General features: G+C 78.0%; 15 protein-coding genes. 12 read left to right on the top strand and 3 right to left on the bottom strand.

Annotated features, from left to right (window positions below; translation table 11 throughout):
- Positions 1 to 182: 182 nt before the first annotated feature.
- Positions 183 to 554 carry a cupin domain-containing protein gene (locus ACI8AA_RS07465; RefSeq protein WP_457043860.1) on the top strand — a complete coding sequence of 124 codons (372 nt, stop codon included), beginning with the start codon at positions 183 to 185 and terminating at the stop codon, positions 552 to 554.
- Positions 555 to 587: 33 nt separating this feature from the next.
- On the opposite strand, the gene ACI8AA_RS07470 is transcribed toward ACI8AA_RS07465, so the two are convergent.
- The 3 genes from ACI8AA_RS07470 to ACI8AA_RS07480 are packed head-to-tail and all read right to left on the bottom strand — an operon-like array spanning position 588 to position 5421.
- Positions 588 to 3023 (bottom strand): transglutaminase family protein, encoded by a 2436-nt coding sequence (locus ACI8AA_RS07470; RefSeq protein ID WP_457043861.1) that lies wholly within the window; start codon positions 3021 to 3023, stop codon positions 588 to 590.
- Positions 3020 to 4432: a DUF58 domain-containing protein gene (locus ACI8AA_RS07475; RefSeq protein ID WP_457043862.1), complete on the bottom strand. Its 1413-nt coding sequence runs from the start codon at positions 4430 to 4432 to the stop codon at positions 3020 to 3022. The genes ACI8AA_RS07470 and ACI8AA_RS07475 overlap by 4 nt, the downstream gene beginning before the upstream one ends.
- A gap of 5 nt (positions 4433 to 4437) precedes the next feature.
- Positions 4438 to 5421: an AAA family ATPase gene (locus tag ACI8AA_RS07480; protein ID WP_457043863.1), complete on the bottom strand. Its 984-nt coding sequence runs from the start codon at positions 5419 to 5421 to the stop codon at positions 4438 to 4440.
- A 316-nt stretch (positions 5422 to 5737) separates the two neighbouring features.
- Here ACI8AA_RS07480 and mraZ point away from each other — a divergent pair, with 316 nt between their 5' ends.
- The 11 genes from mraZ (at position 5738) to ACI8AA_RS07535 (ending at position 18990) form a co-directional block, all read left to right on the top strand.
- Entirely contained in the window at positions 5738 to 6172 is a 435-nt protein-coding gene (gene mraZ, locus ACI8AA_RS07485; protein ID WP_387994466.1) for a division/cell wall cluster transcriptional repressor MraZ, read from the top strand.
- Positions 6173 to 6538: 366 nt separating this feature from the next.
- Complete coding sequence (rsmH, locus tag ACI8AA_RS07490; protein WP_457043864.1) at positions 6539 to 7501, top strand: 16S rRNA (cytosine(1402)-N(4))-methyltransferase RsmH; 963 nt, start codon at positions 6539 to 6541, stop codon at positions 7499 to 7501.
- Positions 7498 to 8058, top strand: a complete 561-nt coding sequence (locus tag ACI8AA_RS07495) for a hypothetical protein (RefSeq protein WP_457043865.1) — start codon at positions 7498 to 7500, stop codon at positions 8056 to 8058. The genes rsmH and ACI8AA_RS07495 overlap by 4 nt, the downstream gene beginning before the upstream one ends.
- 2 nt (positions 8059 to 8060) lie before the next feature.
- The gene (locus tag ACI8AA_RS07500; RefSeq protein WP_457043866.1) at positions 8061 to 10007 is read left to right on the top strand and encodes a peptidoglycan D,D-transpeptidase FtsI family protein; all 1947 of its coding nucleotides are present in this window, start codon (positions 8061 to 8063) and stop codon (positions 10005 to 10007) included.
- A 65-nt stretch (positions 10008 to 10072) separates the two neighbouring features.
- A complete protein-coding gene (locus ACI8AA_RS07505; protein ID WP_457043867.1) occupies positions 10073 to 11617 on the top strand; it encodes a UDP-N-acetylmuramoyl-L-alanyl-D-glutamate--2,6-diaminopimelate ligase in 1545 nt (514 codons plus the stop codon).
- A complete protein-coding gene (locus ACI8AA_RS07510) occupies positions 11614 to 13023 on the top strand; it encodes a UDP-N-acetylmuramoyl-tripeptide--D-alanyl-D-alanine ligase (RefSeq protein WP_457043868.1) in 1410 nt (469 codons plus the stop codon). Before ACI8AA_RS07505 ends, ACI8AA_RS07510 begins: the two co-directional genes overlap by 4 nt.
- Positions 13020 to 14099 (top strand): phospho-N-acetylmuramoyl-pentapeptide-transferase, encoded by a 1080-nt coding sequence (gene mraY, locus ACI8AA_RS07515; RefSeq protein ID WP_457043869.1) that lies wholly within the window; start codon positions 13020 to 13022, stop codon positions 14097 to 14099. The genes ACI8AA_RS07510 and mraY overlap by 4 nt, the downstream gene beginning before the upstream one ends.
- A 95-nt stretch (positions 14100 to 14194) precedes the next feature.
- Positions 14195 to 15676: a putative lipid II flippase FtsW gene (gene ftsW / locus ACI8AA_RS07520; protein ID WP_457043870.1), complete on the top strand. Its 1482-nt coding sequence runs from the start codon at positions 14195 to 14197 to the stop codon at positions 15674 to 15676.
- Complete coding sequence (murG, locus tag ACI8AA_RS07525) at positions 15673 to 16773, top strand: undecaprenyldiphospho-muramoylpentapeptide beta-N-acetylglucosaminyltransferase (RefSeq protein ID WP_457043871.1); 1101 nt, start codon at positions 15673 to 15675, stop codon at positions 16771 to 16773. The genes ftsW and murG overlap by 4 nt, the downstream gene beginning before the upstream one ends.
- Entirely contained in the window at positions 16763 to 18208 is a 1446-nt protein-coding gene (gene murC / locus ACI8AA_RS07530; protein WP_457043872.1) for a UDP-N-acetylmuramate--L-alanine ligase, read from the top strand. The genes murG and murC overlap by 11 nt, the downstream gene beginning before the upstream one ends.
- On the top strand, positions 18205 to 18990 hold the full coding sequence (locus ACI8AA_RS07535) for a cell division protein FtsQ/DivIB (protein ID WP_457043873.1): 786 nt from the start codon (positions 18205 to 18207) through the stop codon (positions 18988 to 18990). The genes murC and ACI8AA_RS07535 overlap by 4 nt, the downstream gene beginning before the upstream one ends.
- Positions 18991 to 19257: the final 267 nt, after the last annotated feature.

Below are 19257 nucleotides of genomic sequence, written 5' to 3' on the forward strand. Positions count from 1 at the left end.
AATACCCGGATCTATTACCCTTTCCGCCGCCCCTCCCCCAGGACGCCCCCCAGACCCCGCGCCGGCCCCCCGACCCCAGCGGCACGGCGGCCGTCGCCGTTCCCGGGCCCGAGGGGGTCGACCCGTCCCCGGGGGACGAGGACGATGGGCCCGCCCGACGAGTCGATCGGGAGGGGAGCACGATGACGCAGACGCAGCCCCTGGAGCACCTGTCCTTCGACCGCCCCGACGAGGTCCGCGAGGGCGACAACTGGCGGCTGGAGCTGCTGCACCTGGCCGGCGGCGCCGAGGTCGGCCGGATCACCGTCCAGCCCGGCTGGCGGTGGTCCGAGCACGTCCGGCCGGTGGCCGGCACCGACCTGTGCCAGGCCCCGCACCAGCAGTACCAGCTCTCCGGCCGGATCCACGTCGTGATGGCCGACGGCACCGAGATCGAGTCCGGTCCCGGTGAGGTCACGACGCTGCCGCCGGGACACGACGCCTGGGTCGTGGGGGACGAGCCGGTCGTGGCCATCGACTGGCACGGCGCCTCGGTCTGGGCGACCCGGCCCTAGCCCCCGCCGGCGCGGGACCGGCGGGGCCCCCGCTCAGGCGGCGGGGGTCCGGCGGGGGAGCCGGGCGGTGACCGCGGCCGCGAGCGCGTCGCCCAGCGACGCCGGCCACAGCAGCGCCCGCAGCCGGGCCTGCGGCGCCGCCGCCGTGGCCAGCCCCCGCCGCGCCCGGGTCAGCGCGGCGCCCAGGGACGGGTCGGCGGGCGCGCCGGGACGGCCGTAGCTGGCCGCCTCCTCCGCGCGGGCCAGCCGCCCGATCGCGTCGGCCGCGTCGGGGACGCCGGCGCGGTGCGCGCCCCCGGCGGCCGCGACGCCGTCGAGGGTGCGGGTCAGCGCCGCCGCCTGCTGCCGCGGGGTCTGCGCGGGGTCCCAGGGCAGGCCGAGGTCCCGCGCGGTCGCGGCGAGCTCGTCCCACAGCGCGGCCGGGCCGCCGCCGGCCACCCGGCGGCGCCGCTGCAGCGCCCGGGCGCCGGCCGGTGCGGCCAGCAGCGCGGCCAGCCCGAGCAGCACGCCGGTGGCGACCAGCACCGGGCGCGCCGACGCCGGCTCCTGCGCCGACCCGAGGCCCTGCGGGGCGCCGCCGGCGGCCCGGTCCCGCGCGGGGGTCGTCGGCGCGGCGGGCGCGGTCGGGACGATCGGGACGTCCTGCGGGCGCTCGAGCACCTCCTGGTCGGCCGGGCGCGGCGCCCACGGCAGGTCGACGGCGCGCTCGCTGTCGATCGGGGTGGGGTCGAACGGCACCCAGCCGAGGTCGTCGAAGTACACCTCGACCCAGGCGTGCGCGTCGTCGCTGGTGACCAGCCGCCCGCCGCCGGGCTGCACCCGGCCGGGCGTGTAGCCCAGCGCGACCCGGGCGGGGATGCCCGCGGCCCGGACCATGGCGGCCATCGCCCCGGCGTACTGCTCGCAGTAGCCCTGCTTGAGCTGCAGGAAGTCGACGAGGTCGTCGCCGCTGGTGCCCGGCTGGGTCGCCAGGCTGTAGACGAAGCCGTTCGCGCGGGAGAAGTGGCCCTGGATGGCGCGCACCGCGTCGTAGGGGGTGGCCGCGCCCGCGGTCAGGCTCGCGACCAGGTCGGTGACGGCCGGGTCCAGCGGCGGCAGCGCGGTGTCGCGCTCGCGCACCGGCGAGCCGGGCGGCACCTCGCCGGAGGCGCGCAGCTCGTCCTCGGTGGGGCGGGCCTCCACCGCGGTGACCCGGTAGCTCTGGGCCGCGGTGGTGACGTCGCGGCCGAAGACGGTGCCGGTGGTGGGGTCGAACCGCCACGCGCCGGCGTCGGCGATCTCCACCGTCAGGGGGGAGGTGAGCACCGGCAGGAACCGGTCGTCGTGGCCGACCGCGGTGATCGTGGCCTCGATCCGCCGGCCGTCGCGGCGCCCGGGCAGCGGGGCCAGCTCGTCGGGCTGCGCCACCGACGTCTCGCCGTCGAGGTTGCCCACCGTCCAGCCGTCCTCGGCGCTGTACACGTCGAGGGTCACCACGCGCAGGTAGCCGGGGTCGAGGACCGAGGCGTCGAACCGCAGCAGGTCGATCGGCTCGGGGAGCGTGAGCTGGCCCTGCAGCGCCGCGGCCGCGTCGAGCGCGGTGCCGGTCGACCCGCCGCCGCCCCCGGGACCGAAGCCGGCGGCCAGCCGGCCCTCGGGCAGGGTCGGCACCACGCTGCCGCCCACCAGCGCGGCGGCCAGCGCCAGCACGGCGGTGCCGGTCGCGGCGAGCCCGCCGGCGCCGCCCCGCCGCCCGGCCCGCGCGGCCAGCCGCCGCGCCTGGTCGGCCCACAGCAGCAGCGCCAGCCCCGCGGCCGGGGCCGCGACCGCGGTCAGCCCGATGCTGCCGGTGACCGTGCTGACCGGCACGCAGAAGAGCACCAGCAGCCCCAGCCCGGCCAGCGCCGGCTGCCGGCCGCCGACGGCGATCAGGTCGACGACGACGGCGACGATCCCGACCAGCAGCACGGTGAGCGCGAGCAGGCCGGTGAGCGGCAGGGCCGGCGTGGACTGCTCGCGGATCTCGGCCGAGCCGTCGGTGAGCACCGCGGCGAGGTCGCCGAGGGCGTCCGGGGTGGGCAGCCAGCCGCCGATCGCGTCGTCGGGGGCGAACAGCGCCGTCATCAGGCACAGCAGGGCGGCGAGCTGGCCCAGCGGCACCAGCGGGACCCCGGCGGCGCCGGCCCGGGCGGGCAGCGGCCGGCCGCCCGACGCCCAGGCCCACACCGCCGGGCCGGCCGCACGCAGCGCCAGCCCGGCGAGGGCGACCACCGCGACGGCCGCCAGCGCCGGCGGCACCCAGGCCGGCCGGGTGAAGACCGGCGCCAGGGCGCAGCTGCCCAGCGCGGTGGCGACCGCGGCGGCCAGCGTCGTGCCGCCCTCGCGGCGCAGCGTGCCCGGCGGCACGGGCGCCGGCGGGGGTGCGGGGACCGGCGGCGGGACCGGCCCGCCGGACCGGACCGGGGGCGGCGGCGGGGCGAGGGTGGTCATCCCGGCACCCCCAGGACGCCGGCCCGGACCCCGGCGGAGGCCGGGGCGAGGTCGGCCCACACGGCCTCGACGGTGCGCGAGGAGTCGGCGATGACGACCTGCCAGCCGGCGCCGCGCAGCAGCGTCGCGGACCGCTCCAGCTGGGTGGTCAGCACCGAGCGCGCGGTGGCCGACAGCCCGCGCTTGCTGCGGGCGCCGGGGTCGGCCCAGCTGGCGACGTCGAGCAGCACGGCGACGTCGGCGGACGGGCCCGAGCGGGTGGCGACGAGCTCGGTGAGGTCGTCGGGGCCGACCGCGCCGAGCAGCGCGACGACCGGGCCCTCGCCGGCCACCCGGTGCAGCAGCTCCGCGGCCGGCCCGAGGCCGGTGCCGCGGCCCGGCCCGAGGGCGGCCAGCCGGTCCAGCAGCTCGCCCGGTCCCAGGGCCGCCCGCGCGGCGGGGGCGGCGCGGCCGCCGTCCGGCGCGGCGGGGGTGAGCTCGCCGGAGGTGGTGACCACGCGCAGCGCCGCCCCCCGCCGCGCGAGCGCGGTGCCGATGCTCGCCGCGGCCTCCACCAGCCACTCGAGGCTGTCCTGCGGCGGCGCCGGGTCGCCGGGCGGGCCGGGGACGGCGCCGCCGGCGGCCGGTCCCGGGCCCGCGGCGCGGGTCAGCAGGTGGGCGCGGGTGCGGGTGTCGAGCAGCAGCGCCGCCTGGGCGCGCCAGGGCCGCTCCTCCAGCCGCACCATGAGCTCGCCGGTGCGCGCGGTGGCCCGCCAGTGCACCTTCCGCAGGTCGTCGCCGTGCCGGTACGCGCGGGTGCTCACGTCGTCCTCGCCGTGCACGGCGATCGAGCGGCGGGCGCCCTCGCCGCCGCCGCCGTGCCCGCCGCCCGGGCCGCCGGGGCCCAGCGGCCGGACCCGCGGCACGACCACCAGGGGCGCGCCGTCGGTGCCGCTGGTGGTGCGCTGCACCAGCCCGAAGGGGTCGACCAGGCGCAGCCGCAGCGGGCCGAGACGGAACCGGCCGCGGCGGGCGCCGGACACCCGGTAGCGCACGCCGGCGGTCGCGGCGGCGGGCAGCCGCTCGACGACGAAGGAGGGGGAGCGGCCCAGCTCGGGCGGCAGGTGCTCGGACAGCAGCCACAGCCGCCCGGTGCGCCGGTCGGCGTTGGTCACCTCGAGCAGCACCTCGGCGTCCTGGCCGCGCGGCACCCGCGACGGCGTCACGGTGCGCCGGACGCCGACGCGGAACCGCTGCCGGGCGACGGCGACCGCCGACAGCAGCGGCAGCGCGAGCACGAAGACGGCGATCTGCACCAGCGGCCGCTCGCCGAGCAGCGCGCCGAGGCCGAGCAGGGTGGCCCCCGCGGCGACCAGGCAGCGGCCGCGGAGGGTGAGCGAGGTCAGCGCCGAGCGCAACGGCCCACCCACGCCGGTCAGCGTCCGCGGAGGACGGGGACGGTGGACAGCAGGCCGGTCACCACCTGCTCGGCGGTGCGGCGCGCGGCCGCGGCGTCGGCGGTGAGCAGCAGCCGGTGGGCGAGGACCGGGACGGCCATCGCCTGCACGTCGTCGGGGAGCACGTGGTCGCGGCCGGAGAGCGCCGCCGACGCGCGGGCGGTGCGCAGCAGCTGCAGCCCGGCCCGCGGGGAGGCGCCCAGCCGCAGCTCGGGGGAGCGGCGGGTGGCCTCGACCAGCGCGACGACGTAGCGGCGGACGGCGTCGGAGACGTGCAGCGACTGCACCGCCGTCACCAGCGCGCGCACCGTGCCGGCGTCGGCCACCGGCGTCAGGGAGGCCAGCGGGTCGGCGGTGCCGCGGTCGTCGAGCATGGCGACCTCGGCCTCGCGGTCGGGGTAGCCCATCGACACCCGCGCGGTGAACCGGTCGCGCTGGGCCTCGGGGAGGGGGTAGGTGCCCTCCATCTCCACCGGGTTCTGGGTGGCCATCACCAGGAACGGCCGGGCCAGCTCGTAGCTGACGCCGTCGACGGTGACCTGCCGCTCCTCCATGCACTCCAGCAGCGCCGACTGCGTCTTGGGCGAGGCCCGGTTGATCTCGTCGGCGACGACGACGTTGGCGAAGACCGCGCCGGGCTTGAACTCGAAGGCCCGCGTCTCCTGGTCGTAGACGGCCACGCCGGTGACGTCGCTCGGCAGCAGGTCGGGGGTGAACTGGATGCGCCGCACGCTGGCGTCGATCGAGCCGGCGAGCGCCTTGGCCAGCGTCGTCTTGCCGGTCCCGGGCACGTCCTCCACCAGCAGGTGGCCCTCGGCGAGCAGCACCACGAGGGCCAGGCGGACGACGTCGGGCTTGCCCTGGACGACGCGGGACACGTTGGCCGCGATCCGCGCGCCCTCCGCGGCGACGTCGACCGGCAGCCCCGCCGTCCCGTCCGCCGCACGCATGGTGTCGGTCACCCGGCCCACGGTACGTGCCCGCAGCGGTCCGCAACGTGTTCGCGCACCGCCCCACCGGGCCCCTCCCGGGTCCCCACCACGGCGGCCCCCGCGACCCCTCCCGGTGGGCCGTCCCCCCACCGCGCCCCACCCGGCCGCCCCCCGCCGTCCCCGCGCCCCTGACCTGCACGCCAGCGGGTGGAGCGGGTGGGTCACGACATGGTGTCGAGTGGTGTCTGGTGGGGCGTAGTGGGTTAGTGTGTGGCGCGGTGGGGAGCCAGGGCCCGTCCCGGGTCCGCGGAGGACACGAGGAGGACCACATGGGGGAGGTGATCCGGTGTTCGTCGGCAGCTTCGCCCTGCGCCTCGACGAGAAGGGCCGGCTCGCCCTCCCCGTCCGGTTCCGCGACCAGGTGGCCGACGGCATGGTGATCAAGAAGGGCCAGGAGCGCTGCGTCTACGGCCTGACCATGGCCCGGGTCGCCGAGCAGAGCCGCGCCGCCGCCAGCATGGCCCCCGCCGACACCGCCGAGGCCCGGATGCGCGCCCGCATGAGCTTCGGGTCGATGGTCGAGGTCGAGCCGGACAAGGCCGGCCGCATCACCATCCCGGCGAACCTGCGCCAGTACGCCGGCCTCGACCGCGACGTGGTCGTCGTCGGCGTCGACACCCGCTTCGAGATCTGGGACCAGGCCACGTGGGACGCCTACGTGGAGGAGCAGGAGGCGGCCTTCGCCGCCATGGAGAGCGAGGGGATGCCCACGCTGTCCTGACCCCCGTCCCGCCGGTCGCCCCGACCCCCGCACGCCCGTCCGCGAGCCGACTTCCCCGCGGCTCGACCGGGTGCGGCCCGAACCGTCTTCCCCGCGGCTCGGACCCCGTGCGCAGGCGGCGCCCCCCGCCGCCGGTCGGACCGGCCACCGGCATCCGGCGACCCCCGCTCCCCGCGGCCGCCTCCTGACGCTCTTCCCCGGCGCCAGGCGACACCGCGGGGGCGGGGGTCTCCCTTTCCCCGGGACCGGGAGGCCCGGTCCCTGCGCGGCACGCCCGGCCGGCTCCCCCAGCGGGCGCGCCGTCCGCGCCACCATGAGACACCCGCCCGGCCCTCCCCGCCGGGCCCGACCCGCGAGGAGGGCGACGTGAGCGCACCGGCCGTGCACGTCCCGGTCCTCCTCGACCGCGTCACCGCGCTGCTCGGCCCGGCCTGCGCCGCCGACGGCGCCGTGCTGGTCGACGCCACGCTGGGCCTGGCCGGGCACTCGCTGGCCCTCCTCGACGCGCACCCGGGGCTGCGCCTGGTCGGGCTGGACCGCGACCCGCACGCCCGCGCCGAGGCCGCCGCCCGCATCGCCGCCGCCGGCCACACCGACCGCGTCACCCTCGTGCCCGCCGTGTTCGACGAGCTGCCCGACGTGCTCGGGCGGCTGGGCCTGGCCGAGGTGCAGGCGGTGCTGTTCGACCTCGGCGTCTCCTCGCTGCAGCTCGACCGCGCCGACCGCGGGTTCAGCTACGCCGCCGACGGCCCGCTGGACATGCGGATGGACCCCGGCGCGCCGCGTACCGCCGCCGACGTCGTCAACACCTACTCCGCGGCCGAGCTCACCCGCGTGCTGCGGGTGTACGGGGAGGAGCGCTTCGCCTCCCGCATCGCCGCCGCGATCGTGCGCGAGCGGGCGCGCGAGCCGTTCACGCGCACCGAGCGGCTGGCCCACCTGGTGCGCGACTCCATCCCCGCCGCCACCCGCCGCACCGGCGGCAACCCGGCGAAGCGGACCTTCCAGGCGCTGCGGATCGAGGTCAACGACGAGCTCGGTGCGCTGCAGCGGGCGCTGCCCGCGGCGCTGGACGCGCTGGCCGTGGGCGGGCGCGTCGCCGTCATCACCTTCCACTCGCTCGAGGACCGCATCGTGAAGCAGACCCTCGCCGCCGGTGCCACCGACCGCACGCCACCGGAGCTGCCGGTCCCGCTGCCCGAGTACGGGCCCGTTCTGCGGCTGCTGACCCGCGGCGGCGAGGGCCCCACCGACGCCGAGGTCGCCGCCAACCCGCGCGCGGCGTCGGCCCGCGTCCGCGCGGCCGAGCGCACCCGGCGGCCGGCGTGAGCGCCGCCGCGCGCGCGTCGCGCGCCGAGCCGTCGGCACCGGGGGAGCGGGTCGCCCGCACCCTGCCCAGCCGGCCGCTGCGTGTCCTGCCCTCCCGGCCGGCCCGCACGCGCACCACCGGCCCGGCGCCCCGGGTGGGGACCTCCCGGACGGCGTCCCGCACCCCGGCGCCCGAGCTGCGGCTGCTGCCCGGCGGCGCGGCCCGCACCCGCTCCGCGGCGGCCCGGCGCCGGGCGCCGTTCGCGCTCCTGGTCGTCGCGCTGCTGGTGCTCACCACCATCGGCCTGCTGGTGCTCAACACCTCCATCGCGGTCAACTCGCTGCGGGCCACCGAGCTGCGCAACGCCAACGCCGAGAAGGCCGAGGAGGTGCAGGAGCTGGAGCAGCAGGTCGTCTCCGGCAGCACGCCGGCGCAGCTGGCCGCGGCCGCCGTCGCCGCGGGCCTGGTCCCGGCCGGCGCGGCCGGGCACCTGGTGCTCGGCGCCGACGGCAGCGGCACCCTGCGCGGGACCCCGGAGCCGGCCCCGGACCCCGCCGCGGCCGGGGACGAGGGCTGAGCGTGCTCCCGCCCGCCCGCGGTCCCGAGCCCGCCCGCCGCACCACGCCGCGCACCGCCGCCCGCGGCGGCCGGGGCGCGCTGTCCCGTCCCGTCCCGCGCGCCGGCGGCCCCCGCGGCCCGCGCGAGCCGCTGCCCCGCTCGGGCGCCTTCGTGCCCCGGCGGGCCCCGGGCAGCCGGCGGGTGGGCCGGCCGCTGCGGATGGGCGCCAAGCGGCTCCGGTGGGGGCTGGTGCTCGTCGTCGTCCCGCTGCTGGCCGTCACCGGCAAGCTCGTGCTGCTGCAGGGCGTCGACGGCGCCGACTACGCCAACGCCGCCGAGCAGGACCGGCTCGCCGAGTACCCGATCTCCGCGCTGCGCGGGGCGATCGTCGACCGCAACGGCCACCCGTTCGCCTACACCGTCGACGCCTCACGGGTCGTCGCCGACCCCGTGGTGGTGGAGGACCCCGAGCGCACGGCGCTCGCGCTGACCGCCCTGCTCGACGTGCCGGTGCCCGAGCTCACCGAGCTGCTGGGCCGCGACGGCCGCTACGTCGTCCTCGCCCGCCAGGTCTCGCCGGAGACCGTCGACGCCATCGACGCCCTGGGCCTGGCCGGGATCGTCTTCGAGGACGACCCGGTGCGGCTCTACCCGACCGGGGCCGTCGGCGGGCAGGTCGTCGGCTTCGTCGGCCGCGACGGTGACGGGCTGGCCGGCATCGAGCTGCAGTTCCAGGACGAGCTCGGCGGCACCGACGGGATGCGGCGGGTCGAGGTCGGCAGCGGCGGCCACCCGATCCCCTCGGGCATCGACGAGTCCACGCCGGCCACCGACGGCAGCACCGTGGAGCTGACCGTCGACCAGGACGTCCAGTTCACGACCGAGCAGCGGCTGGCGGAGGCCTGCTCCGACGGCGCGACCACCCGCGCCTCGGCCGTGGTGCTCGACGTGCACACCGGCCAGGTGGTCGCGATGGGCTCCTGCCCCGGCTACGACCCCGCCCAGGCCGGCAGCACCGACCCGGAGCTGCTGGGCAACCCCGCGGTGACGAGCGTCTTCGAGCCCGGCTCGGTGATGAAGGCGGTGACCATGGCCGCCGCGATCGAGGAGGGGAAGGCCACCCCGGACCGGGTGCTGAACGTCAACGGCCACATCCAGGCGGGCGACGCCGTCGTCACCGACGCCCACGACCACGCCCCGGTCGACTGGACGGTCACCGGCATCCTCGCCAAGTCCAGCAACGTCGGGACGATCATGCTCGCCCGCGAGGTCGGCGACGCCACGCTGGAGCGCTACCTGCGCGCCTTCGGGGTGGGTGAGGAGACCGGCGTCGAGCTGCCCGGGGAGAGCGGGGGCCTGCTCGCGGGCTCCGACGAGTGGGAGGCCAGCCGGGCGGCCAACATCGCCATCGGCCAGGGCGTGTCGGTGACGACGCTGCAGATGGCCTCGGTCTTCCAGGCCATCGCCAACGGCGGCGTCCGGGTCCCGCCGCGCATCGTCGACTCGGTCACCGCGCCCGACGGGACGACGTCGACACCGGACGCGCCCGAGCCCACCCGCGTGGTCAGCGAGGCCACCGCCGACGACCTCGCCCACATGCTCGAGGCCGTCGTCGGCCCGGGCGGCACCGCGCCGCTGGGCGAGGTCGAGGGCTACCGGGTGGCCGGCAAGACCGGGACGGCGCAGCGGGCCAACCCCGAGTGCGGCTGCTACGCGGGCGGCGGCTACGTGACGACGTTCGTCGGGTTCGCCCCCGCCGACGACCCGCAGTACGTCGTCGCCGTCGACCTCGAGCGGCCCAGCAGCTCCGCCGAGGGCGGCCAGGTCGCCGCACCCGTGTTCGCCGACGTCATGCGCTACGTGCTCACCGAGCGCGGTGTGGTGCCGTCGGGGACGCCGCGGCCGGACTTCGCGCTCACCGGCGAGGACCTCGCCGAGGCCGCGACCGGCGGTCCCGCGGGGGACTGATCGCGCACCGCCGAGGCCGTGCGGGTGCGCGGGGCGGGCCGGTGCCGACGGTAGATTGGCCAGACGTGAGCCCGACCGGAACCGGGTCGGTGCCCCGGCCAGCGGGGACCCGCCCGCTCGCCCTCAGCGCGCTGCGCGACCTCGTCGGCGACCCCGTGCAGGGCGACCCCGCCACGCCGGTGCGCGGCGTGACCCTGGCCACCCCCGAGGTGCGCCCGGGTGACCTCTACGCTGCCCTGCCCGGCGCCCGCACGCACGGCGCCCGCTTCGCCGCCGACGCCGCCGCCCGCGGCGCGGTCGCCGTCCTCACCGACCCCACCGGCCGCGACCAGGCGGCCGCCACCGGCCTGCCGGTCTGCGTCGTCGACGCGCCGCGCGCCCTGCTCGGCGACGTCGCCGCCCGCGTCTACGGCGAGCCGGCCCGCCGGCTGCCGGTCGTCGGCATCACCGGCACCAACGGCAAGACCACGACGGCGTACCTGGTCGAGGCGGGCCTGGCCGCGGCCGGGCGGGGCACCGGGCTCATCGGCACCGTGCAGACCCGCACCCGCGCCCGCGGCGCCGAGACCGCCTTCCCCAGCGTCCGCACCACGCCCGAGGCGCCCGTGCTGCACGCGCTGCTGGCCGCCATGGCCGAGTCCGGCGTCGACACCGTGGTCATGGAGGTCTCCAGCCACGCGCTGGTGCAGGGCCGGGTCGGCGGCGTCCCGTTCGCCGCGGCCGGGTTCACCAACCTCAGCCAGGACCACCTCGACTTCCACCGCGACCTCGAGGACTACTTCCAGGCCAAGGCGCTGCTGTTCGACGGCCGCGCCGCCCGCGAGGTCGTCGTGGTCGACGACGCGCACGGCCGCCGCCTGGCCGGGATGCTCGGCGGGCGCGCGGTCACCGTGTCCGCCGAGGGGAGCCCGGCCGACTGGACCGCCACCGGCGTCGCCCCGGCCGCCGACGGCGGCTCGGCGTTCACCCTCACCGGCCCCGGCGGCACCTGGCCCGCCCGCGTCCGGCTGCCCGGCCGGTTCAACGTCACCAACGCCGTGCTCGCCGTCGCGCTGCTCGACGCCGTCGGCGTGCCGGTGGCCGCGGCGCTCGAGGGGATCGCCACCGCCGTCGTCCCCGGCCGGATGGAGCCGGTCGACGCCGGCCAGCCGTTCACCGCGGTCGTCGACTACGCGCACACCCCCGACGCCGTCGCCTCGGCGCTCGCCGCGCTGCGCGGCGCCACGACCGGCAGGCTGGTGACCGTGCTCGGCTGTGGCGGCGACCGCGACCCCGGCAAGCGCCCCGCGATGGGCGCCGCGGCGGCGCTCGGCAGCGACCACCTCGTCGTCACCGACGACAACCCGCGCTCGGAGGACCCGGCCGCCATCCGCGCCGCCGTCCTCGCCGGCGTGCCGGCGGAGCGGCGCGGCAGCGTCGAGGAGATCGGCGACCGCCGGGCGGCCATCGCCCGCGCGGTGGAGATCGCCCGGCCCGGGGACACCGTCCTGGTCGCCGGCAAGGGACACGAGACGGGTCAGGAGGTCGCCGGCACCGTGACGCCGTTCGACGACCGCGCGGTGCTGCGCGAGGTCCTCACCGCCGCGGCTGCCGGGGCGGCCCGCCGGTGATCGCCCTCACCCTCGCCGAGGTCGCCGAGGCCGTCGGCGCCGCGCTGACGCCCGCCACCGACCCGGCGGCGACCGTCACCGGCGTCACCCTCGACTCCCGCACCGTCGCGCCCGGCGACCTGTTCGTCGCGGTCGCCGGCGAGCGGGTCGACGGGCACGGGTTCCTCGACGCCGCGGCCACCGCCGGCGCCGTCGCCGCGCTGACCACCCGCCCCGGCGGCCCGCTGCCGGCGCTCGTCGTCGACGACACGGTGGACGCCCTGGGCCGGCTGGCCGCCGCGGTGCACGCCCGGCTGGCCGCGGGCGGGCTGCTCACGCTCGGCATCACCGGCTCCTCGGGCAAGACCTCCACCAAGGACCTGCTCGGCCAGGTGCTCGCCGCCGCCGGCCCGACCGTCAGCCCGCCCGGCTCGTTCAACAACGACATCGGCCTGCCGCTGACCGTGCTGTCCGCCGACGAGGGCACCCGCCACCTGGTGCTGGAGATGGGCGCGCGCGGCCTCGGGCACATCGCCCGGCTGTGCGCGGTCGCCCGGCCCGACGTCGGCGTGGTGCTCAACGTCGGCTCCGCCCACCTCGGCGAGTTCGGCTCCGCCGACGTCATCGCGCAGGCCAAGGGCGAGCTGGTGGAGGCGCTGCCTGCGACCGGCACCGCCGTCCTCAACGCCGACGACCCGCGGGTGGCCGGCATGGCGCCGCGCACCCGCGCCCGGGTGGTCACCACCGGACGGTCCGACGGCGCCGACGTCCGCGCCACCCGCGTCACCCTCGACGACGCCGCCCGCGCCCGCTTCACCCTCGTCGCCGGCGGGGAGGAGCACCCGGTGGCGCTGCAGGTGGTGGGGGAGCACCAGGTGGCCAACGCGCTGTCGGCCGCGGCCGCCGCGCTGGCCGCCGGCATGACCCCCGCCGCCGTGGCGCGGGCGCTGTCGGCCGCAGAGCCGCGCAGCCGCTGGCGCATGGAGGTCACCCGCCGCGCCGACGGCGTGACCGTCGTCAACGACGCCTACAACGCCAACCCCGAGTCCATGCGCGCCGCGCTGGCCGCGCTCGCCGGGCTGCCCGCGACCCGGCGGGTCGCCGTCCTCGGCGGGATGGCCGAGCTCGGGCCCGACGCCGACGCCGAGCACGAGCGGCTGGGCCGCGACGCGATCGCCGCCGGGGTGGACCTGCTCGTCGCCGTCGGACCCGATGCGGTAGGGATGGTGTCGGGTGCCACGGCCGCCGGTGCCCGCCACGGGGAGGGTCACGGGGCGCAGGTCGCGTCCGTGCCCGACCGAGCGGCCGCTCTCGACCTGCTCTCGGAGGTGCTGGTGCCCGGTGACGTCGTGCTGGTGAAGGCCAGCCGGGCCCACGGGCTGGAGGTCCTGGCCGACGGCCTGCTGACCGCCGGGGCAGGCGCGTGAAGTCCGTCCTGATCGCGGCGGCCTTCGGGCTGTTCATCTCGATCCTCTGCACCCCGCTGGCCGTGCGGGCCTTCCGCCGGCGCGGGTTCGGGCAGGAGATCCGCGACGACGGCCCCGAGAGCCACCTGTCGAAGAAGGGCACGCCCACCATGGGCGGCACCGTCATCGTCGGGGCGACCGTCGGCGGCTACCTGATCTCCCACCTGTTCCTCGTCGGGCAGCCCAACCGGGGGGTGACCGCCAGCGGCCTGCTGGTGCTGTTCCTCATGGTGGGCCTGGGCACCGTCGGGTTCCTCGACGACTACCTCAAGATCCGCTTCCGCCGCAGCCTCGGCCTGAACAAGACCTCGAAGCTGGTCGGGCAGCTGGTGGTCGGCGTCGCCTTCGCGGTGCTCGCGATCAACTTCCCGGACGAGGCCGGGGTCACCCCGGCGTCGGAGTTCGTCTCCTTCGTCCGCGACATCGACCCGCTGTTCCTCGGCTCGGTCGGCTTCGTGATCCTCGCCTACCTGTTCATCGCCGGGTTCTCCAACGCGGTGAACCTGACCGACGGGCTGGACGGGCTGGCGGCCGGCTGCTCGGCGATGGTCTGCGGCGCCTACACGATCATCTCGTTCTGGCAGTTCACCCACGACTGCTCCGGCGCGCTGGTCGACGGCTGCTACCAGGTGCGCGACCCGCTCGACGTCACGCTGGTCGCCGCCGGCGGGCTCGGGGCGTGCCTCGGCTTCCTGTGGTGGAACACCAGCCCGGCGCGGATCTTCATGGGCGACACCGGGTCGCTGGCCCTCGGCGGCCTGCTCGCGGGCCTCGCCGTGGTCACCCGCACCGAGCTGCTGCTGATCGTCCTCGGCGGCCTGTTCGTCGCGGTGACGCTGTCGGTGGTCATCCAGGTGGCCTTCTTCCGCGCCACCCGGCGGCGGGTGTTCCGCATGGCCCCGCTGCACCACCACTTCGAGCTCGCCGGGTGGGCGGAGAACACCGTCATCGTGCGGTTCTGGCTGGTGACCGGGATGGCCGTCGCCTTCGGGCTGGGCCTGTTCTACGCCGACTGGCTCTCCATCACCGGGCTGTGAGCGCGGGACCGGGGAGGAGTCCGGTCGGCGGCGACCGGACGCGACACGCGCCGTCGGTGCTCACGCTGCGCGGGCGCAGCGGCGACGATGGCGGGATGGACGGCCGGAGCGAGTCCACCCGCCCCCGCCGCACGGCCCGCCGGGTGCCCGCGGCCGCGGCGCGCCCGCGGCTGCGCGGGCCGGCCTGGCTCGACGGGCCGATGACCAGCTGCCACCTGGTGATCGGCGCGGCCGGGCTGCTGCTCGCCATCGGGCTGGTCATGGTCTTCTCCGCCTCGGCGATCGAGGCCGCGCTGGCCGACCAGCCGGCCTGGCGCCCGGGCGTGGACCAGCTGCTGTTCGCCGCGCTCGGCCTGGTCGCCCTCGGCGTCGCGGTGCGGCTGCCGGCCGGGTGGGTGCGGCGCTGGTCGCCGATCGCGCTGCTGGTCGTCGTCGTCCTGCTGGTGGCGGTGCTGATCCCGGGCATCGGCGTCGTGTACAACGGCTCGCGGGCCTGGATCAGCCTCGGGTTCACCGACTTCCAGCCCTCCGAGCTGTCCAAGCTCGTCGTCTCCCTGTGGGGGGCGCACGTGCTCGCCGTCCACGGGCGGCACCTGACGGTCAAGACGCTGCTGCTCCCGCTGCTGCCGGTGTTCGTCCTGCTGTCCCTGCTCCTCATGCTCGAGCCGGACTTCGGCGCCGTGATCAGCCTGCTGCTCGTGGTCTCGGGCCTGCTCTACGCCGGCGGCCTGCCCTGGCGGCTGTGGGCGGTGGGCGGCGCGACCGTGGTCACCGGCGTGGTGCTCATGGTCATGGCCGAGCCGTACCGGATGGAGCGGATCACCGCCTTCCTCCACCCCTTCGACGACCCCACCGACACCGGCTTCCAGGCCATCCGCGGCTTCTACGCGCTGGCCAACGGCGGCCTGTGGGGCGTGGGCCTGGGCAACAGCGCCATGAAGTGGAACCTGCTGCCCGAGGCGGAGTCGGACTACATCTTCGCGATCATCGGCGAGGAGCTCGGCTTCCTCGGCTGCCTGGTCGTGATCACCCTCTACGCGGTGCTGGCCTACGCCGGCTTCCGCATCGCCCGCCGCGCCACCGACCGCTTCGTGTCGCTGGCCAGCGTGGCGATCACCGTCTGGCTCGTCGGCCAGGCGGCCCTGAACATGGGCTACGTGGTGGGCCTGCTCCCGGTCACCGGGGTCACCCTGCCGCTGGTCTCCGCCGGTGGCACCTCGCTGGTGCTCACCCTCTTCATCGTGGGACTCCTCATCCGCTTCGCCCGATCCGAGCCCGAGGCCATCGAGCACCTGCGCCGCACCCCCCGCGGCCGCCTGGCCCGCTGGCTCCTGCCCGTCCCCGCCCACGCCGTCGACCCGGTCCGGCCGCCCCGGTCCCGGCCCGAGCGCGCGTCCCGCCCGGTGCCCCGCCGCCCGGTGGAGGCCCACCCGGTGCGCCGGCCCGCCGAGGACCGCCCGGCCGAGCGCCGGGTGCCGCCCCCGCCGGCGCGCCGTCCCGACCGCGACCGGGTGCCCGCCCGGCCCGCCGACCGCGGCCCCGTGCGCCCCGCCGACCGCCCCGGGCGGTCCCGGTGAGCGCGCTGTCGGTCGTCCTCGCCGGCGGCGGCACCGGCGGCCACATCGAGCCGATGCTGGCGCTGGCCGACGCGCTGCGGCGGCGGGACCCCGGCCTGCGGGTCACCTGCCTGGGTACCGCCCGCGGCATGGAGACCCGGCTGGTGCCCGCGCGCGGCTACGACCTGCGGCTGATCCCGCCGGTCCCGCTGCCCCGCAGGCCCACGCTCGACCTGCTGCGCGTGCCCGGCCGGGTGCGCCGCTCGGTCCGGGACACCCGCGCGCTGCTCGACGAGCTCGCCGCCGACGTCGTCGTCGGGTTCGGCGGGTACGTCGCGCTGCCGGCCTACCTGGCCGCGCGACGCGCCGGTGTGCCGGTGGTCGTGCACGAGCAGAACGCGCTGCCGGGGCTGGCCAACCGGATCGGCGCGCGGATCGCCGCCCGGGTGGCGGTGACCGTGCCCGGCACGCCGCTGCACCGCGGCGAGCACGTCGGCATGCCGCTGCGGACCGCGATCAGCGGCCTGGACCGCGCCGCCCGCCGCGCCGAGGCGCGCGCCGCCTTCGGCCTGGACGCCGACCGGCCCACGCTGCTGGTGTTCGGCGGCTCGCAGGGCGCGGCGTCGCTCAACCGCGCGTCGGTCGCCGCGGCCGACGCGCTCACCGCCGCCGGGGTGCAGGTGCTGCACGCCCGCGGCCCCAAGAACACCGACGTCGAGGTGCCGCCGCGCCCGGCCGGTGCCGCGCCCTACGTCGTCGTCGACTACCTGGAGCGGATGGACCTCGCCTACGCCGCCGCGGACCTGGCGCTGTGCCGCTCGGGCGCGGTGACCGTGGCCGAGCTGTCCGCGGTCGGGCTGCCCGCGGCGTTCGTGCCGCTGCCCATCGGCAACGGCGAGCAGCGGCGCAACGCGCTGCCGGTGGTCGAGGCCGGCGGCGGCCTCCTGGTCGACGACGCCGACCTCTCGCCCGCCTGGATCGAGGCGACCGTGCTGCCCCTGCTCACCGACCCCGCGGCGCTGTCCGGGTACGCGGCGCACGCCGCAGCGGCCGGGGTGCCCGACGCCGACGAGCGGCTGGCCGACATCGTCCTGGAGGTGGCGACCGGTGACCGCTGACGCGACCGCCGCGTGGACCGCGCCGGTGCCCTCGCTGGAGGAGCTCGGCGCCGTCCACTTCGTCGGGATCGGCGGCGCCGGCATGAGCGGCATCGCCCGCATCCTGCTGGCCCGCGGGGTGCCGGTCTCCGGCAGCGACCGGCGCGACACCCCGACCCTGCTCGCGCTGCGGGCACTGGGCGCGCGGGTGGAGGTCGGGCACGACGCGGCCAACCTCGGCGACGCCGACAGCGTCGTCGTCTCCTCCGCGATCCGGGAGGACAACCCGGAGCTGGCCACGGCGCGGGCCCGGGGGCTGCTGGTGCTGCCGCGGGCGGTGGCGCTGGCCGCGGTGATGGCCGGGCGGCGCAGCGTCGCCGTCGCCGGCACCCACGGCAAGACCTCGACCACCTCGATGCTCACCGTCGCCGTGCAGGCCTGCGGCGTCGACGCCTCCTTCGCCATCGGCGGCACGCTCAACGAGTCGGGGAGCAACGCGCACGCGGGGGAGGGCGACGTCTTCGTCGCCGAGGCCGACGAGAGCGACCGCTCGTTCCTGCTGCTGGCGCCGCACGGCGCGATCGTCACCAACGTCGAGGCCGACCACCTGGACAACTACGGCGACCTCGCCGCGGTCGAGGCGGCCTTCGACCGGTTCCTCGGCACGGTGGACCCGGCCGGGTTCGTCGTGCTGTGCGCCGACGACCCGGGCTCGGCCCGGCTGCGCGGGGTCCCGACGCCGGCCCGGGTGCGCACCTACGGCACCGCCGAGGACGCCGACCTGCGGATCGTCGACCTCGACGTCGGCCCCGACGCCACGAGCTGGACCGCCGTCCTCGACGGCGCGGTGCTCGGCCGGGTCCGGATCCGGGTCCCCGGCGAGCACATGGCCCGCAACAGCGCCGCCGCGCTGCTGGCCGGCCTCGAGCTCGGCCTGCCCGCCGACGGGCTGGTCGCCGGGCTCGAGCGCTTCGGCGGGGTGCACCGCCGGTTCGAGCTCAAGGGCGTCGCGGCGGGCGTGCGGGTCTACGACGACTACGCCCACCACCCCACCGAGGTGACCGCGCAGCTGCACGCCGCCCGTGCCGTGGCGGGGGAGGGGCGGGTCGTCGTCGCGTTCCAGCCGCACCTGTACAGCCGCACCCGGGAGTTCGCGGGCGCCTTCGGCGAGGCCCTGGGCCTGGCCGACGAGGTGGTGGTCATGGACGTCTACGGCGCCCGGGAGGACCCGGTGCCCGGGATCACCGGCGCGCTGGTCGCCGACGCCGTGCCGCTGCCACCGGACCGGGTGGCCTTCGAGCCGTCCTGGTCGGCGGCCGCCCCGGCGCTGGCCGGCCGCGCCCGCCCCGGCGACGTGGTCATCACCATGGGGGCCGGCAACGTCTCGATGCTCGGCCCCGAGGTGCTCACCGCCCTCGGCGGCGGGACCGCCGGCGCGGAGGGTGCGGCGCGGTGAGCCGCACCGGCCTGACGACCGCCGACCGGGAGCGCGGCGTCCCGGCCGAGGTCGCCCGGCCGGCCCGCCGCCGGCGGCGCGACAGCCCGGCCGACCGGCGCCGGCGCCGCATCGTGGGGGCCGCGGTCGCCGTCGTGCTCGTCGCCGCGGCGGGCTGGGCGGTGTGGGCCAGCCCGCTGCTGGCCGTGCAGCACGTCCGCGTCGACGGCGCCACCACGCTCACCGCCGAGCAGGTGCGCACCGCCGCCGGCGTCGCCGAGGGCACGCCGCTGCTGCGGGTCGACGTCGACGCCGCCGCCGCGCGGGTGGCCCGGCTGCCGCAGGTGGCCGACGTCACGGTCACCCGCGGCTGGCCGCGCAGCGTCGTGGTCACCGTGGTCGAGCGGCGGCCGGTCGCCGTCGTCGAGCAGGCCGGCACGCGCTCGCTCGTCGACCGCGACGGTGTGCTGTTCGACACCGTCACCGGTGAGGCGCCCGACGGCGCCGTCCCGCTCGACGTCGCCGCGCCCGGCCCGGACGACCCGGCCACCCGGGCCGCGCTCGGCGCGCTGGTGTCGCTGCCGGCCGACGTCCGCGCCCAGGTCACCGGCGCGCGGGCCACCACCGGCGAGGACGTGACGCTCACCCTCGCCGACGGCACCGTCGTCGTCTGGGGCGGTGCCGACGACGCCGCCGACAAGGCCGCGGCGCTGGTCGCGCTGCTGGCCCAGGTCGCGTCCGGCGCGATCGAGCCCGCGACGACGATCGACGTCAGCTCGCCGCGCGCCGTCGTCCTGCGCTGAGCCGGCGGACCGCTCGCCCTCCGTGCGCGGCCGTTCGCGGACGGCAGCCGGGTCGGCGCGCCGCCGACACGCCCGTCCTCACGACACGCCCGACACGCTCCGCGGATCCGATTCGTCCCCGGATCGCCTGGGTCCCGGGTCTCGACCCGGGGATGAGGCCTGGGACAGGCGGGTCGTCACCGACCGTGGTGTGGTTGTGACACCCGGGTCGCCAGGTGACGGTGAGGTGTCGACGTGGCGACACGCCGGGCCGGGGAGGGTGCTTGT

It is taken from the genome of Geodermatophilus sp. SYSU D01180, assembly GCF_054050415.1.

What these genes read in the sequence shown, in the direction of transcription:
- ACI8AA_RS07470 (WP_457043861.1), bottom strand. Translation starts at nt 3,023, where the DNA reads ATGACCACCCTCGCCCCGCCGCCGCCCCCGGTCCGGTCCGGCGGGCCG.
- ftsW (WP_457043870.1), top strand. Translation starts at nt 14,195, where the DNA reads ATGGACGGCCGGAGCGAGTCCACCCGCCCCCGCCGCACGGCCCGCCGG.
- ACI8AA_RS07465 (WP_457043860.1), top strand. Translation starts at nt 183, where the DNA reads ATGACGCAGACGCAGCCCCTGGAGCACCTGTCCTTCGACCGCCCCGAC.